Source organism: Exiguobacterium sp. EA-TM-5 (assembly GCF_053878415.1).
On sequence record NZ_CM132670.1, the window covers coordinates 1,481,133 to 1,497,029 of the forward strand.

The 15,897-nt window shown below is 43.6% G+C and carries 17 protein-coding genes; 12 read left to right on the forward strand and 5 right to left on the reverse strand.

Annotation, left to right across the window (positions count from 1 at the left end):
* The first annotated feature begins 12 nt into the window (after positions 1 to 12).
* Positions 13 to 1,086 (forward strand): ABC transporter ATP-binding protein, encoded by a 1,074-nt coding sequence (locus tag ACV3PA_RS07550; protein ID WP_053453915.1) that lies wholly within the window; start codon positions 13 to 15, stop codon positions 1,084 to 1,086.
* Positions 1,086 to 2,039 (forward strand): ABC transporter ATP-binding protein, encoded by a 954-nt coding sequence (locus ACV3PA_RS07555; RefSeq protein WP_053453914.1) that lies wholly within the window; start codon positions 1,086 to 1,088, stop codon positions 2,037 to 2,039. Before ACV3PA_RS07550 ends, ACV3PA_RS07555 begins: the two co-directional genes overlap by 1 nt.
* 47 nt (positions 2,040 to 2,086) lie before the next feature.
* Here ACV3PA_RS07555 and ACV3PA_RS07560 read toward each other — a convergent pair whose 3' ends face one another.
* Positions 2,087 to 2,620 (reverse strand): HD domain-containing protein, encoded by a 534-nt coding sequence (locus ACV3PA_RS07560; RefSeq protein WP_053453913.1) that lies wholly within the window; start codon positions 2,618 to 2,620, stop codon positions 2,087 to 2,089.
* Positions 2,621 to 2,844: 224 nt separating this feature from the next.
* On the opposite strand from ACV3PA_RS07560, the gene ACV3PA_RS07565 reads away from it, so the two are divergent.
* The 3 genes from ACV3PA_RS07565 (at position 2,845) to mecA (ending at position 4,352) form a co-directional block, all read left to right on the forward strand.
* Positions 2,845 to 2,982 (forward strand): hypothetical protein, encoded by a 138-nt coding sequence (locus ACV3PA_RS07565; RefSeq protein WP_023468890.1) that lies wholly within the window; start codon positions 2,845 to 2,847, stop codon positions 2,980 to 2,982.
* Positions 2,983 to 3,154: 172 nt separating this feature from the next.
* Positions 3,155 to 3,553 (forward strand): transcriptional regulator SpxA, encoded by a 399-nt coding sequence (gene spxA, locus ACV3PA_RS07570; protein WP_012370920.1) that lies wholly within the window; start codon positions 3,155 to 3,157, stop codon positions 3,551 to 3,553.
* Between the two features lie 163 nt (positions 3,554 to 3,716).
* Positions 3,717 to 4,352 (forward strand): adaptor protein MecA, encoded by a 636-nt coding sequence (mecA, locus tag ACV3PA_RS07575; RefSeq protein ID WP_456125913.1) that lies wholly within the window; start codon positions 3,717 to 3,719, stop codon positions 4,350 to 4,352.
* 62 nt (positions 4,353 to 4,414) lie between these two features.
* Here mecA and ACV3PA_RS07580 read toward each other — a convergent pair whose 3' ends face one another.
* Positions 4,415 to 5,137, reverse strand: coding sequence for an SDR family NAD(P)-dependent oxidoreductase (locus ACV3PA_RS07580; protein ID WP_053453911.1), 723 nt, complete (start codon positions 5,135 to 5,137; stop codon positions 4,415 to 4,417).
* A 69-nt stretch (positions 5,138 to 5,206) separates the two neighbouring features.
* Between ACV3PA_RS07580 and cls the strand changes: the two genes are divergently transcribed.
* The 3 genes from cls (at position 5,207) to pepF (ending at position 9,556) form a co-directional block, all read left to right on the forward strand.
* A complete protein-coding gene (gene cls / locus ACV3PA_RS07585) occupies positions 5,207 to 6,718 on the forward strand; it encodes a cardiolipin synthase (protein ID WP_053453910.1) in 1,512 nt (503 codons plus the stop codon).
* Positions 6,719 to 6,738: 20 nt separating this feature from the next.
* The gene (locus ACV3PA_RS07590) at positions 6,739 to 7,689 is read left to right on the forward strand and encodes a competence protein CoiA family protein (protein WP_456125914.1); all 951 of its coding nucleotides are present in this window, start codon (positions 6,739 to 6,741) and stop codon (positions 7,687 to 7,689) included.
* 64 nt (positions 7,690 to 7,753) lie between these two features.
* Entirely contained in the window at positions 7,754 to 9,556 is a 1,803-nt protein-coding gene (gene pepF / locus ACV3PA_RS07595; RefSeq protein WP_053453908.1) for an oligoendopeptidase F, read from the forward strand.
* A gap of 215 nt (positions 9,557 to 9,771) precedes the next feature.
* Here the strand turns inward: pepF and ACV3PA_RS07600 are convergent, their stop codons facing one another.
* Entirely contained in the window at positions 9,772 to 10,563 is a 792-nt protein-coding gene (locus ACV3PA_RS07600; protein WP_456125915.1) for a DsbA family protein, read from the reverse strand.
* Between the two features lie 94 nt (positions 10,564 to 10,657).
* A complete protein-coding gene (locus ACV3PA_RS07605; protein ID WP_456125916.1) occupies positions 10,658 to 11,239 on the reverse strand; it encodes a CYTH domain-containing protein in 582 nt (193 codons plus the stop codon).
* A gap of 96 nt (positions 11,240 to 11,335) precedes the next feature.
* Between ACV3PA_RS07605 and ACV3PA_RS07610 the strand changes: the two genes are divergently transcribed.
* The 3 genes from ACV3PA_RS07610 to ACV3PA_RS07620 are packed head-to-tail and all read left to right on the forward strand — an operon-like array spanning position 11,336 to position 13,705.
* Positions 11,336 to 11,980 (forward strand): GTP diphosphokinase, encoded by a 645-nt coding sequence (locus ACV3PA_RS07610; RefSeq protein WP_053453907.1) that lies wholly within the window; start codon positions 11,336 to 11,338, stop codon positions 11,978 to 11,980.
* A gap of 10 nt (positions 11,981 to 11,990) precedes the next feature.
* The gene (locus ACV3PA_RS07615; RefSeq protein WP_053453906.1) at positions 11,991 to 12,794 is read left to right on the forward strand and encodes an NAD kinase; all 804 of its coding nucleotides are present in this window, start codon (positions 11,991 to 11,993) and stop codon (positions 12,792 to 12,794) included.
* Between the two features lie 26 nt (positions 12,795 to 12,820).
* Entirely contained in the window at positions 12,821 to 13,705 is an 885-nt protein-coding gene (locus ACV3PA_RS07620; RefSeq protein WP_456125917.1) for an RluA family pseudouridine synthase, read from the forward strand.
* A 53-nt stretch (positions 13,706 to 13,758) separates the two neighbouring features.
* Here ACV3PA_RS07620 and ACV3PA_RS07625 read toward each other — a convergent pair whose 3' ends face one another.
* Entirely contained in the window at positions 13,759 to 14,928 is a 1,170-nt protein-coding gene (locus ACV3PA_RS07625; RefSeq protein WP_456125918.1) for an FtsW/RodA/SpoVE family cell cycle protein, read from the reverse strand.
* A gap of 144 nt (positions 14,929 to 15,072) precedes the next feature.
* Between ACV3PA_RS07625 and fabI the strand changes: the two genes are divergently transcribed.
* Positions 15,073 to 15,846, forward strand: coding sequence for an enoyl-ACP reductase FabI (gene fabI, locus ACV3PA_RS07630; RefSeq protein ID WP_456125919.1), 774 nt, complete (start codon positions 15,073 to 15,075; stop codon positions 15,844 to 15,846).
* Positions 15,847 to 15,897: the final 51 nt, after the last annotated feature.

Consider the following 15,897-nt stretch of genomic DNA (forward strand, 5'->3'; position numbering starts at 1 on the left):
AGCTCATTCACAATGGAAACTATTTTATCTGTTCGCGACCTGAATGTCGCTTTCCATACGTATGCCGGGACGGTTCAAGCCGTCCGCGGTGTATCGTTTGATTTAAAAAAAGGTGAAACACTCGCAATCGTTGGTGAGTCCGGTTCTGGTAAATCGGTTACTTCAAAAGCCATCATGCGTTTGATTCCAAACCCACCAGGTGAAATCACTCAAGGTGAGATTTTATTCGAAGGCCGCGACTTGGTTAAGCTTTCCGATAAAGAAATGCAAAAAGTTCGCGGTCGTGATATCGCAATGATCTTCCAGGATCCAATGACATCACTTAACCCGACGATGACGATTTTTAAACAGATCGCTGAAGGGCTAAAACGTCACCAAGGATTGACTGGCGATGCAGCGAAAAAACGTACACTTGAACTTTTAACACTCGTAGGGATTCCGAATCCAGAAGCGCGTCTTAAACAATATCCACACCAATTATCGGGTGGGATGCGTCAGCGGATCGTCATCGCGATTGCACTTGCTTGTAACCCGAAAGTATTGATTGCTGATGAACCGACGACTGCACTCGATGTTACGATTCAAGCTCAAATTCTTGAATTATTGAAAGATATTCAGCAAAAAACGGGTACAGCGATTATTTTCATTACGCACGACTTAGGTGTTGTAGCGAATATGGCTGACCGGGTAGCCGTTATGTATGCTGGTAAATTGATTGAAAAAGGTACGGTAGATGAGATCTTCTACGAGCCACGTCATCCATATACTTGGGGACTACTTGGTTCGATGCCGCGTCCATCTGATGACCGTTCGCAAGATCTTCCGGCGATTCCGGGAACTCCACCGAACCTTATGCATCCACCGGTCGGTGATGCGTTTGCACCGCGTAACAAATACGCGATGAAAATTGATTTTGAGAAGGAACCACCTTTCTTCAAGATCTCAGATACACACGAAGCTGCGACGTGGTTGCTTCATCCACAAGCACCATATGTTGAACCACCTGCAGCAATCCGCGACTTGGCATTAAAATACCGTCCGGACAGCGTGTTCTCAAAATCGCTTCTGAAAGGCGGTCTGAAGTAATGGAAAACCGTAAGAAACTACTTGAAGTAAAAAACTTAAAGCAACATTTCAATATTGGTCGTGGTCGTGTCGTTAAGGCGGTCGATGGTCTCTCATTCGATATCTATGAAGGAGAAGTGCTTGGTCTCGTAGGCGAGTCAGGCTGTGGTAAATCAACAACTGGTCGTTCGATCATCGGTTTGTATGATGCGACAGATGGCGAAGTCAACTTCAAAGGTGAAAACGTCCACGCGAAAAAATCGCGTAAGGAAAAGTTGAAGTTCAACCGTGCGATGCAAATGATTTTCCAAGATCCGTATGCTTCTTTAAACCCACGGATGACAGTCGGAGATATCATTGCTGAAGGAATTGATATCCACGGTCTAGCGAAATCGAAAGAGGAGCGGAATAACCGTGTGTATGATTTGCTTGAAACGGTTGGTTTGACAAAGGAACACGCGAGCCGTTACCCACACGAATTCTCAGGTGGTCAGCGTCAACGGATCGGTATCGCACGTGCACTTGCTGTAGAACCGGATTTCATCATCGCAGATGAGCCGATTTCAGCACTTGACGTATCGATTCAAGCCCAAGTCGTCAACTTGATGAAAAAACTGCAACGTGATCGCAGTTTGACATACTTGTTCATCGCCCACGATTTATCGATGGTCAAGTATATCTCAGACCGGATTGGTGTTATGTACCAAGGTCACCTCGTTGAATTGTGTGACGCGGATCGTCTATATGAGAATCCAGTTCATGCGTATACGAAGTCGCTTTTATCTGCGATCCCGCTTCCGGATCCAGAGCACGAGCGGACACGTAAACGGATTATCTTTGATCGTCCAACGAGCGGACCCGTTGGGAAATCGGATGAAGATTCGAGTATCCCGCCGCTTCGCGAAATCGAACCAGGTCACTTTGTTTCGATGACTGATGCAGAACTTGAAGCATATCAAGCGCAACTCGTATAATCGTTAAAGCAAAAAAGGCATTTCCACGTTGATCGTGGAAATGCCTTTTAATTTTCTGATGCAATTCGTGGGAGATGAGCAAATCGGTGAACGACTGAATCAATTGCGTCAAGACGACGGATGGCTTCGTCGAAGTCGATTTTTTCATAATGGTGTAATCCGCCTGGTTGTTCTTCTAGTGTATCCGCATCGTGAACAAGTTGTTGAAGCGGTGTCCGGTTGATTGCACCTGGTGGGAGATAAGAATCCGTATGCAAGAGTACAGCAAGTGCGATTTCCTTTGCACGTGCTGGTTCTTCGCCAAGGCGAATCAAAAGTTTATGGGCACGTTCAGCCCCTTTAATGGCATGAATATCATTTTGACGATAGAGATCGTAATTCCAAGTGCCATCGGTATACCATTCGTAATGACCGATATCATGGAGGAGTGCTGCTTTCGTAGCAGTGTCAGCATCTAAGCCCCGTTTCGTAGCGAGAGTCAGTGCACGTTCTGCTACTGAAATCGCATGATTCAAGCCAGAACGGGATAAATATTTTTGAGCGATCGGATGATCGAGAATAGTAACGAGTGTTAATGCCATGAATGAAAAACTCCTTCCTGAGAGTAGATATTTCTATACACTCTACAGAAAATTGAAAGAAATTGCAACTGTTATTCCTCCATCAATCGACAATCTCACATATTTAATTGCTTAAAGTAGGAATAGAATTTTAAGATACGTGGTATACTTACTAATGTAGAAGATGATTTATTCGCTTTCGTATGGTTGTTAGTTCTGTTTCGGGCCGATTGGGGTGTCGGAATATGAAAGAACGTGATAAGAAGAAAAAGCTGAAGAAACGCCTTTTGCGGGATATTTTAGAGAAAAAACTGAAAGAAATGAAACTTCCTAAAGCAAAAGAGACGATTTCTCAGCCATTTGATCACACGCCAGCTTGTTAAAGCCACGTGGTGGCTTTAACAAGCTTTTTTACGAAAAGTTCTTTCATCTTTATAAAAAAGCTAGGTTTTCTGCTTTATTAGATGTAAACTGTCAAGTAATAGAACCATCATCAATATTTGCTTATGCACATAGATATTGAATGATGTTAAATCAGGGGGAGGATGTTTTTCAATGGTAACACTCTATACTTCACCAAGTTGTACTTCTTGTCGGAAAGCACGCGCGTGGCTTGAAGAACATGAAATCCCGTTCGTTGAACGTAATATTTTTTCAGAACCTTTATCGCTCGATGAAATCAAACAGATTCTTCGTATGACGGAAGATGGAACGGATGAGATCATCTCAACTCGTTCAAAAGTCTTCTCGAAACTCGATGTTTCAGTTGAAAACTTATCGTTGCAGCACCTATACGATTTGATTCAAGAATACCCAGGATTATTACGTCGTCCAATTTTGATTGATGAGAAGCGTCTTCAAGTTGGATATAACGAGGATGAAATCCGCCGATTCTTACCACGCAAGGTGCGTACGTTCCAACTTTTGGAAGCGCAGCGTCTTGTAAACGAGTAATTTTAAAAAGCACGCTGCTTCGTGAGCAGTGTGCTTTTTGTTACCGATAAAAAAGGTTAAAATAAAGATAACAAAGGAATAGAAATATATCCTTGGGATTTAGATAGTATGAATCCAAGTCATATCCTCGTTCGTATTCTAGATAAGGAACGGGAAGAAAGGAGTGGACAGATTGAAAATCGAACGCGTCAATGACAATACGGTCAAGTTCTTCATCACGTACACCGACATCGAACGCCGTGGTTTTGCCCGAGATGAAATTTGGTATAACCGGGAACGGGGAGAACAGTTATTCTGGCAGATGATGGACGAAGCGAATGAAAAAGAGTCCATCTCCTTCGAAGGTCCACTATGGATACAAGTGCAAGCTTTTGAAAAAGGTCTTGAAGTCACTGTGACGATCGCAAAAAATGCAGTTGATGGTGAGCAAGTCGATGAAGACGAACTCGATTCACTTTTACGATCAGCGATGTCTGAGACAGAAGATAAAGATACAGAGCTAAGCCAAGATGTTTTATTTGAAACTCGCGATTTCGAACATATCATCGCGCTCAGTCAATATGCGAATGCTCCTGTGTTTGCAGAACTTGAAACAGCGCTTTATCAAAAAGATGGACTCTATTTACTGCATGTTCATTTCGAAGATGATGTGAACGGAGAAGCACAAGAAAACGTCATGAGTTTAATTGCAGAGTATCTTCAATTCAGTGAACAAACAATACATCCTGTTGCTGAATACGGGAAACAAATCATTACCTCGGATGTCTTTCCATTCATTCGGAAACATTTTCCGAACTGAGGTCAGAAAAAGTGCGAATAAAAGGAGGATCACATTTTGTGATACCTCCTTTTATTCTGATATTAAGTGAGGGTATAGCCACCATCTACAACGAGTGCTTGCCCATTAATATAGCTCGCTTTATTAGATAGTAAGAAGCAAACGACCTCTGCAATCTCAGAAGGTTGCGCAGGCTCGCCACGAAGGTGGTGTTTCATTGCTAGGTCAAATTTATCTTTCCCGCCATATAACGCGTGACTAAGTGCTGTATCGACTGGTCCTGGGCAAATGGCGTTAAATCTGTACTTCCCATGAAATCGTGCTGCATATGTCTTCGTAAGCGTCAGTAGAGCGCTCTTAGACGATGCATAAGGCAATAGCATTGCTGGGAACTTAACGTGACCTACGATGGCACTATTGTTGACGATGGAAGCACCTTTTGAGAAGCGTTTCGTTGCTAACTGGATGATTCGTTCGGGAGAGTGATAATTGACTTGGAATACTTCTTTTTGCTGATCGGAGACGCGTTCGGGTGCAACGGGTTTTCCAAAGGTACCAGCATTGTTGAAAATCCCATCGATTTCAGGGAAATCCTCTTGTGTTTCTTCAAAGAACGCATCGATTGCAGAGGAATCCGCTAAGTCGACAGGGAAGAAATATAAACGTCCTTCTCCGCTTGATTCGAGTGAGGATCCTTTTTCCTTATTACGACCAATTGCAAGGACGGTGTGTCCCTCCCGAATGAGCTGAAGGGAAGTTGCTTCACCAATTCCACTTGTTGCACCAGTAATGATATACGTACCCATTTAAACGCTTCCTTTCTGTCATCAGTCTAAATACGATTTGTACTACATACAAAAAAAGGAGGGGGATTCATGCTACGACGTGTACAACTTCTCATGACCCTCATCTTGACCATCGGCTTGATCGCCTTTTTATCCTACTATTGGAGCGTTTATATGGTAGGTTGGCTGTCCATCGTCATCATCTTGGTCGTCATGAGCGTGTTCGTCATCATTTTACTTGAAAATCGAAACCCGGAACGAACACTCGTCTGGGCACTCGTCATGATGGCACTGCCTGTCGTTGGCGTTTTCGTGTATTTCACGTTCGGCCAGAACTACCGTCGAAAACGAATGTTTCGGTTAAAAGCCATGCTTGATGAAGAGTCTTACATTAAATATCGTACCCAGTTTAAGACAGAGGTACACCAATCAGTGTTCCAAGAAGGACGTTACGGAAAAGTTGTTACACTTATCGACTCGATCAGTCGACTACCAATTTCGTATAATACACATACACGCATCTTGACGAATGGGCAGGAGAAGTTTCCGATTCTTTTAGAGGAAATCCGCCAAGCACAACATCATATTCATTTGGAATATTACATCGTACGAGATGATCAACTCGCACTTCAGTTACAAGAAGCATTGATTGAAAAGGCCAAGCAAGGAATTGAGGTTCGCTTTCTCTATGATGCTGTCGGTTGCTTTTCGACAGATAAGCATTATTTCAAGAAGCTACAAGAGGCTGGTGTAGAGGTTCGAGCATTTTTCCCAGTCGTGTTACCTTTCATTTCGAGTAAATCGAACTACCGGAATCATCGAAAGATCGTCGTTATCGATGGGACAGTTGCTTTTACAGGCGGGATTAACATTGGGGATGAATACATCGGTCGCAATCAACATTTTGGGTTTTGGCGCGATACCCATCTTCTTGTACGAGGAGAAGCTGTCTCTGAACTCCAACTGATTTTTCTCCAAGATTGGTACTACATGACAGGGGAACGACTTTTTACGCCGTTTTATATGGAGTCACTGGAGAATGTCGAAGAAGCAACTGGAGGTGTACAGATCATTGCGAGTGGACCTGATGAACCGCACGAGGCAATGAAGTCGCTTTACTTCGGACTTATTACGGAAGCACGTGAGTCCGTCTATATCGCTTCCCCGTACCTCATACCTGACGAAGACCTTATGACAGCGCTGAAGACCGCTGCTATGGCAGGGATTGATGTTCGTATTTTACTCCCGAGCTTTCCGGATCATAAAATCGTTTTCTATGCGAGTCGCTCTTATTTTGATGATCTACTGCAAGCTGGTGTAAAAATTTATGAGTACAATAAGGGCTTCATGCATTCTAAAGTCATCGTCGTTGACGACGCCATCGCAACGATCGGAACTGCGAACATGGATTTACGCAGTTTTCATTTGAATTTCGAAGTGAACGCTTTTTTGTACGGAACAAACTCTGTTCATGAATTAACGCGTGATTTTTATGAAGATTTTAGCCATTCGACAGAAGTTGATGCTGATTTGTTCCATCGTCGTCCATTACGTCGTCGTTTAATTGAATCGATTTCGCGCTTATTCTCGCCTTTACTTTAGTAAAAAGGGGAACGATGCTGATGTTCGAAGCTATTGATGACTCTGGTAAACGCATCATGATTCATAGATTTTCGATCCATGACTTGAAAGCCATGTCCTTACGGTGTCCGTATTGCCTGAAGCCGTTGCGCGTCAGGCAAGGACGGCGACCGCATTTTGCGCATATCTCAGCTTGTTCAGGAGAGAGTAGATTGCATATATCTTGGAAACAGCGGATTGCAGACTCCTTGATGACCGCAGGCATTCAAGTTGAAACTGAATGGATAACGGGACAACGTCGCTTTGATCTATGGCTCCCAGAAAAGCAACTTGGTATTGAAATTCAGTGCTCGCCGATGTCGGCAGATGAATGGATGAGACGAGCAAAACTTGATGCGAAACAAGAACGGACAGTTCGTTGGATCGGGTTTCATCCTTCACAAGGTGTCACGATTCGATTGCAAGGATGGATGAGACAAGCATTCCTACAAAATGAATATTTGGATCTGATTGTCGAGAATCAAATTCGACGATTCCGACATCCGATTCCTTTTGCGAAGCATCATGTCTATTGTACGGTTCAATCACTTTCTTTATCTGACTTTCTTTCAACTGAACTACCTTCATTTCCTCGGAAATTTTCAATGGCTCGATGGCAAGGAATCGTTCACCGCTATCGTCAGCGACCTTTTCATACCTCTTTACCTCCGCGTATTCTAAGACTTCCACTTTATCAAGCAGGTTTTCATCTGCAGAACCTACCATCTTTTGTCTTTCTTCCCATCACCCACTTGTTATCTATTCCAGTCCATCCTTTTGAGTTTCAAATCGCAGTCTTTTTAAGGCTAAAAGGGAGATACACGTCGATCCATCTGGAACATGCAATCCATCATCTGCTACAACAATTGAACCTTTCGATTGAAAGACCTGTGATGGATTCACTCATCAAGGAATGGATGGAGCGGATTGAGGAGACGAATAGGCTGTTCTAGCAGGAGCACTTCAATTGTTTGTCGAAAAGAAAACAGGTATAACTGAATTAAAGGAGTGAGGCAAATGGCAGAAGTATTAACACGTCAAGATGTTGACGTTACAGAAACGTGGAACCTAGAATCGATTTACGCATCAAACGAAGTATGGGAAGAAGAATTCGAATCGGTGAAAGCAATGCTCCCATTACTCGTCGAGTATAAGGGACGTCTTGGTCAGAGTGCGGAAACGCTATATGAAGGGTTACAGCTACGAGATGAAGTCTCTAGACGTCTTTATAAGCTCTATACATACGCGCACATGCGTTATGACGAAAATACAGCGGATAGTTTCTACCAAGCCATGAATGACCGTGCTCGGACGCTAGCATCGCAAATCGGAGCAACACTTGCTTTCATGACACCAGAATTGTTGGCTGTACCTGAAGCGACGATTGAGACATATCTCAATGAGAATACGGATCTCGCGATGTATCGTCATGCATTTGATGAGTTGAATCAAGAGCGCGAACACGTGCTGACAGAAGCGGAAGAAGCGATTCTTGCGAAAGCAGGAGAAGTACTCGGTCAATCGGGTACGACGTTCGGTATGCTGAATAATGCAGATTTGACATTCCCGAAAATCAAAGGTGAGGACGGGGAAGAGACAGAATTGACACATGGTCGCTTCATTACATTCCTTGAGTCGTCTGACCGTTCTGTTCGGGAAGCCGCATTCAAAGCGATGTACGGAACGTATGCGAAGTATACGAATACACTTGCTTCGACACTTGCAGGATCAGTCAAGAAGGATAACTTCTATGCAGATGTTCGGAAGTTCCCGTCGGCACGTGCAGCCGCATTACATGGTAATGCGATTCCTGAATCCGTCTATGATGGATTAGTTGAAGCGGTACATGAGCATTTACCGTTACTTCATCGCTACGTAGCTTTACGTAAACGGGTACTCGGACTCGACGAATTACACATGTATGATATGTATACACCGCTCGTTTCTGAAGTTGAAATGAAAGTCTCTTATGAGGAAGCGAAACAATTGATGGTCGAAGGGCTCGCGCCGCTTGGAGCAGAATATAAACATATTCTCGAAGAAGGATTGTCTGAGCGCTGGGTCGATGTTCGAGAAACGCGTGGTAAACGTAGTGGGGCTTACTCTTCTGGTGCTTATGATACACAACCATTCATTTTAATGAACTGGCAAGATAACATCAATAACCTCTTTACGCTCGCACATGAATTCGGACATTCGGTTCATAGCTACTACACGCGGAAATCACAACCATACCCATACGGTGACTATTCAATTTTCGTCGCAGAAGTTGCTTCAACGACGAATGAAGCGCTGTTGAATGATTATCTATTGAAAAAAGTGACGGATCGTAAAGAAAAACTTTATCTGTTGAACAATCAACTTGAAACATTCCGTGGAACATTGTTCCGACAAACGATGTTCGCTGAGTTCGAACATGCAATTCATGATGCTGCGCGTCTTGGACAATCGTTGACACCAGAATTCTTGACGTCGACGTATTATGCCTTGAATCAAAAATACTTCGGGGAAGAGATTGTATTAGACGAAGAGATTGGTTTGGAGTGGGCTCGAATTCCACACTTCTATTACAATTACTATGTCTATCAGTATGCAACAGGCATTTCAGCGGCTGCTGCATTGACGGATCAAATCCTAGAAGAAGGACAACCGGCTGTAGAGCGTTACATCAATAATTTCTTAAAAGCAGGATCAAGCGATTATCCAATCGAAGTGCTAAAAGCTGCTGGTGTTGATATGACAACAAAAGCACCAGTCGAAGCAGCACTTCGTCAATTTGAACGCGTCCTAGATGAATTCGAAGCTTTGTTGGCAGAGTGACATCTTTGTGACAAAGTGAACAAATGGTGGAAAAGAGTATAGTCTCACGATATACTTATATTGTGAAGAGAGTCACATTCCCCAGTCGATTCTCTTTTTCCCCCATCCAATGATCAAAAGAAAAAGTCCTTTTCGTCATGAAGGACTTTTTCTTTTTCTATGAGTGAGTATAAAAAGGACAGTGAAGCAGACTTCACTGTCCTTTTATTGTTATATCATGCATGTGCTGAATCTTTTAAATGACGCCATACTTTTCCATCACAGTATGATAGAGAAGCACATTTCTGTTGCAAGACCAGTTTTTTTAGTTCATGTTCAATCTGGGATTCAGGAGCGTCATAAATAAAGGCAATTTCAGCCGTAGTTGCTGTTTCATACCGTCTCAAGAATTGTTCAAGTGGTGGCTTTGGTTGTTTTTCAATCGTATGATCTAGTAGTTCACTTAAGATCGAGACATAGACCAAATACTCATAAGGTCCTTCCGCCTTAATGGCTTCCTCATCTCCAACGAAAGCGAGTGTCGGAAGAATTCGGACATCCCATTCTGTAACCAGTTCAGTCTCTTTCTCAAGCATTTGCTGAATCGTATCCGATGAGACATCACGATGGAATTCATCTAAATCCAAACCATACTCTGTCAGTGCTTCTGCTAATCGCATCAATGATGGACGGCTGTAAGCACTCTCTCCTTCAACATTATGAAGCATCCGAAGGCGTCGCATGAATCGCATACCAAACGTTTTTCCTTGAAGCTCAATGGCTTTTAGGATGACGAGTGGTGATATGTCACATGCCGAACGTGAAGGAGCGCATGGAATCGTCGCAATCGTCCGGAGACGAAAGAGATGACCATATTCTAGCTCTAGTTTCTTGAGAACGGGTATCAACCGTAAACCATCCGTTTGTGTCACATCTAGGAAATGATAGATTTCCAGAGGTTTCGTCGGTTGTTGAATCGATGGTTCGTCCAATGAACAATAGGATCCGTTGCATTGTGCGTGTTCCATCCGTTCACCCCTTCCTGTTGTTATCGTTACCCTATTTTAGCAACGAAAAAAAAGAAAGAGCAAAGGTTTTGCTTGTTCACTTCTACACGAGAAATCAAGAAAGCGCTTTACGTTCCATGAAGCGAACGATTTTATTTTTTGTTTCACGCTGTGGAATGTCGTGTTCTAAAAGGAGTTGCTCGAAGTCCTTTTGCCCTTGTTTGAAGTTGCTGACTTCAAACTCTAACTCATAATCGGTATATCCGAGATAACGACTTTTATCAAGGACGAGTAAACCTTCCGGAAGCACGATGTCGATTCGTTCCGTCTCTAATCGACCTAAATGCTCTAAAGATCCTTGTAAGTCAAACGATTTTAGCTGGTGATTCATCTCATCAGAATGAATCAGACCATATTTAAATAGGTCTTCCGCTTCATTTGCTGATAACGTAACATGCGTTTCAAGCAATCCATCTTCGTGAGGTTGTTTTAAAGTAAGGACGAGTCCTTGCTTTTTTTCACGGATTCGTAAAGCAGCACCTTTTTTTCGAAGTTCAAAATCAGGCGTATCAAAATAATCATTTGCTTGCCAAATGGGTTGTTTAGTTGATGCATAATGGGTAAATAACGATAGGTATTCTTGTTCAGACAATAAGTTCTTAAATTCGATTTCCAATTCTTGTCTAATCGGAATCACGCCTTTCTAGTTGAATGTCTGAAAATATGATAACATGAATGAGGTAGGAACACGCACTGAACCAATACTATTCGATTAAAAGTGGTGACAAATCAGATGACAAAAGAAAATTGGGATTTATTTCTTGCACCGTACCAAATCGCGGTCGATGAGTTGAAAGTCAAGCTAAAAGCGATTCGTAAACAATTTCAGCAACGGGGAGAACATTCACCGATTGAATTTGTCACAGGACGGGTCAAACCTGTAAAAAGCATTCTTCAAAAAGCGGAACGAAAAGCAATTGCGCGGGATTCTTTAGAACAAGATATGCAGGATATCGCCGGATTACGTATCATGTGTCAATTCGTTGATGATATCATTCATGTCCTTGAACTATTGCGTTCGCGTGGTGATTTTAAGATCGTCGAGGAACGAAACTACATTACTCAAAAGAAGGATAGTGGTTATCGATCGTATCACGTTATCATTGCTTATCCGGTTCAGACAATCGAAGGGGAAGTACCGACGTTAGTGGAGATCCAAATTCGGACACTTGCGATGAACTTCTGGGCAACGATCGAACACTCGTTGAATTACAAATATCAAGGCAATATTCCGGAAGAGACGCGTGAGCGACTGCGACGTGCGGCAGAAGCAGCGTTTTTGCTCGATGCGGAAATGAGTCAACTGAAAGTAGAAATTCAAGACGCACAACTCGTCTTTCAACGTGACGCCAAGGCGTCCGAACGATTAAAAGAGTAGGGGGATGACCATGCGTTTTGCAATCACGGCTCGCGATGATGAGCGTTCACATGCGCTTAAACAAGAGCTCGAGCAGGCATTGACGAATCGGGGATGCGTCCTTGATGTCAGTCAACCGGAAATCGTCGTCTCGATTGGTGGAGACGGAACGATGTTACAGGCGTTTCATTCGTATCTCGATCAAGTAGAGACGATCACCCTTGTTGGAATTCATACGGGGCATCTCGGTTTTTATGCGGATTGGCGCCCGGAAGAAATGGATGAACTGATCGATCATATCGCGAAGCAGGATTTAGCGACGGTTCAATATCCATTGCTTGAACTTTCGATTGATTATGCGGATGGTTCTCACAACCAACTATTAGCCTTGAATGAATGTACGATTAAGAGTTTTAACCAAACGCTCGTCTGCGATTTGTCGATTCGAGGTGATTACTTCGAGACGTTTCGTGGTGATGGATTATGTGTATCGACACCATCAGGTTCGACAGCATACAATAAAGCGCTCGGCGGAGCAATCGTCCACCCAGCGCTCGAAGCAATTCAAATTACAGAGATGGCATCGATCAATAATCGTGTTTACCGGACGATTGGCTCGCCGATGTTGTTACCGAAACATCATGATGTCGAAATTCGTCCAGTCAACCCAATTGATTTTCAAATGACGTATGACCACTATGCTTCAATCATTCATCAAAACGTAACGTCGATTCGGTGCCGAGTCTCAGATAAAAAAGTGAAATTTGCTCGTTTTCGTTCTTTCCCGTTCTGGCAGCGGGTTCGGGAATCTTTCCTAGCAGACGAAAGACGTTAATGTAGCATGTAAAGGGAATTGGAAATATGAATGGATTTCAGCTACAACAGACGGTAAGCGATCTCGAAGACGGATGGCGTGTCAGTCATTTTTGCACGACGCGTTTAGGGATCTCGCGAAAAATGTTAGTATCAATCAAAAATCACGGGGATATTACGAGCAACGGGCAACACGTCAATGTTCATGATGTCTTGCGTGCGGGCGATCATGTCCATGTCTTTTTCCCGGAGGAGACGCCAGCACCCGATATGGTGGCGACAGAAGGAGAACTTGATATCTTGTTTGAAGATGAGTGGCTACTTGTCGTCAATAAACCGCCGGGTATGGCATCAATCCCTTCACGATTACATCCAGAGCGCTCGCTATCGAATTATGTCCTTGGTTATTATCGAAAACAAGGAATCCCATATGCGATTCATATCGTTAATCGTCTTGACCGTGACACGAGTGGTCTTGTCTTATTTGCGAAACATGGATTAGCCCATCACCGGATGAGTCTTATGCAAAAGTCAAATGAGCTAGAACGACATTATTTAGCCTATGCACCTGGACACGTACCAGCACAAACGATTGATCAGCCAATCGGTCAAACCGATCATTCCTTCATGGAACGGATGGTACGACCAGATGGTCAACGGGCTATTACTCATATTTTAAATAGCCGTCCAGTTCAAGCCTTTGACCAAGAGCTGTCGTTACTTGATATTCGACTAGAGACAGGACGGACACATCAAATTCGTGTCCACCTTGCGTTTCTTGGTCATCCCTTGATTGGTGATACGATGTATCAGGGTCAGCCGTTACTGCCGCGTCAGGCACTTCATAGTGCGTCAGCATCGTTTCTTCATCCTGCAACAGGAGAACGGGTTCGATTTGAGGCACCGCTTCCTGAGGATCTCCGAATTGAATGATTGATATACGCTAAAAGGCAGTGGATCAAGTCCACTGCCTTTTAAACGTACGCTTAATCTTCATCGAACATGGAAATCCGTGACTGAGAAGCGATTGCCATGATTAATCCTAGACCGACGAGGTTTACGATCATCGTCGATCCACCATAACTGATGAACGGTAGAGGGAGACCTGTGATTGGTAAGACACCAATCGTCATCCCGATGTTTTGGAAGATCTGGAACGTAAACATCGCGACGTATCCTGTCACGATATAGGTACCAAATGGATCCGCCGTTTCAAGTGCAATTTGAATCAAGCGATAGACGAAAAGGAACAAGACGATCAATACGATGGCAGCTCCAATGAAACCGTAGTGTGAGGCAATCGTCGTAAAGATGAAGTCTGTATGCAGCTCTGGAACGAATACTTGCAGTTTCCCGTAGCCAACGCCAAACATTTGACCTGAACCCGTTGCATTGATCGCTTGGACAAGCTGGTACGAAAGATCATCTGCGTATTCGAACGGTTGCAACCAAGCCATGATCCGATTCATTGCATGACCTGGGAAGAAGGTTGCGAGTAAGTCATTCTGGAAAAAGAATAGGTAAAAGAAGATGATGACGGCGCCTGCGAATAGAGCAAACATCGTCAAGAGCCATTTCCAGTTCAGTCCTGATAATAACATCGCACATGCCAAGATGACACAAAGGATCAAACCGATCCCTAAATCGGGTTGGATGATAATGAGACCGAGTGGTAAGGCTGTGACAGCGACCATTTTGATAAGTAATAAGAGGTCACGTTCATGCTGAACATAGCGTGCATTGTGTTCGGTGATGACGGCAGCGAGCGAAACGATCAAAAAGAACTTCATGAACTCGGCCGGCTGAACAGTACCGATGACCGGAAACTGATACCAACCATATGCCCCTTTGATTTCAGTAACAACTGGTGTGTTTCGAAGAACGACAAGACCAACCAATGACAAGATACCTGCTCCATATAAAAACCAGTGGAATCGCTTCAACTGTTCATAATCGATGAAAATGACGACAGATAACGCCATGAAGCCGATGATATACCATTGAATTTGTTTGGCAGAGAAGTTGATGGCACTAATTGCACCTTTAAGCGAAGGTTGAGCCGTATAGATGGCGATGACACTGATGACCATCAGACAGGCGAGTAAAAAAAGCAACGTATGATCATAACGTTGTGTAAATGATTTGAATCGATTCATTTCATCCCTACTTTCTATCACTTTCTATATTACCGTAATTTATCAAATCCGCAATATCAAGAGCGATGGTTGACAGAAGCGTTACGTTTTTGTAACCTGAAGATAGGTTTTATTACCAGGTACTAATTCAAGGGGGACTTTATCATGAATATTTATCCTTCACTCGAAGGCAAGACGTACGTCGTCATGGGTGTCATCAATCAACGCTCGATTGCATGGGGAATCGCACGTGCGCTCGATGCTGCTGGAGCAAGCCTGGCATTTACATATGTCGGGGAACGTTTTAAGGCGCCACTTGAAAAATTAGGACAAGAATTATCACGTCCGGCTTCGTATTATACGTGCGACGTCACGAGTGACAAAGAAATCGAACAAGTCTTCCAAACGATTCATGCGGATCACGGTAAGATTTCAGGAATCGCACACTCGATCGCATTCGCGGATAAAGAAGCACTTCGTGGTGAGTTTTCTGGTGTGACACGTGAACAGTTCGCGCAAGCACTCGACATCTCTGCCTACAGCTTGACGGCAGTCGTCAAGGCAGCAAAAGATTTCTTCACGGAAGATGCATCCGTTATCACATTGACGTATCTAGGTGGCGAGAAGATGGTTCCGAACTACAATGTCATGGGTGTCGCAAAAGCAGCACTAGATGCAAGTGTTCGTTACTTAGCTGCTGAATACGGTCAGCAAGGTGTTCGTGTCAATGCAATCTCAGCTGGTCCGATCCGGACAGTTTCAGCAAAAGGTGTCGGCGATTTCAACTCAATTCTAGATAGCATCGAAGAACGTGCGCCACTTCACCGTAACGTCACGACAGAGCAAATCGGTCAAAGTGGACTGTTCTTGCTTTCACAAATGTCGAGTGGCGTAACAGGAGAAATCCTTCATGTCGATAGTGGATTCCACATTCTTTAATAGATAACAGGTTGAACCAAGCTTTCCTGAGAAGGGGGCTTGGTTTTTTTT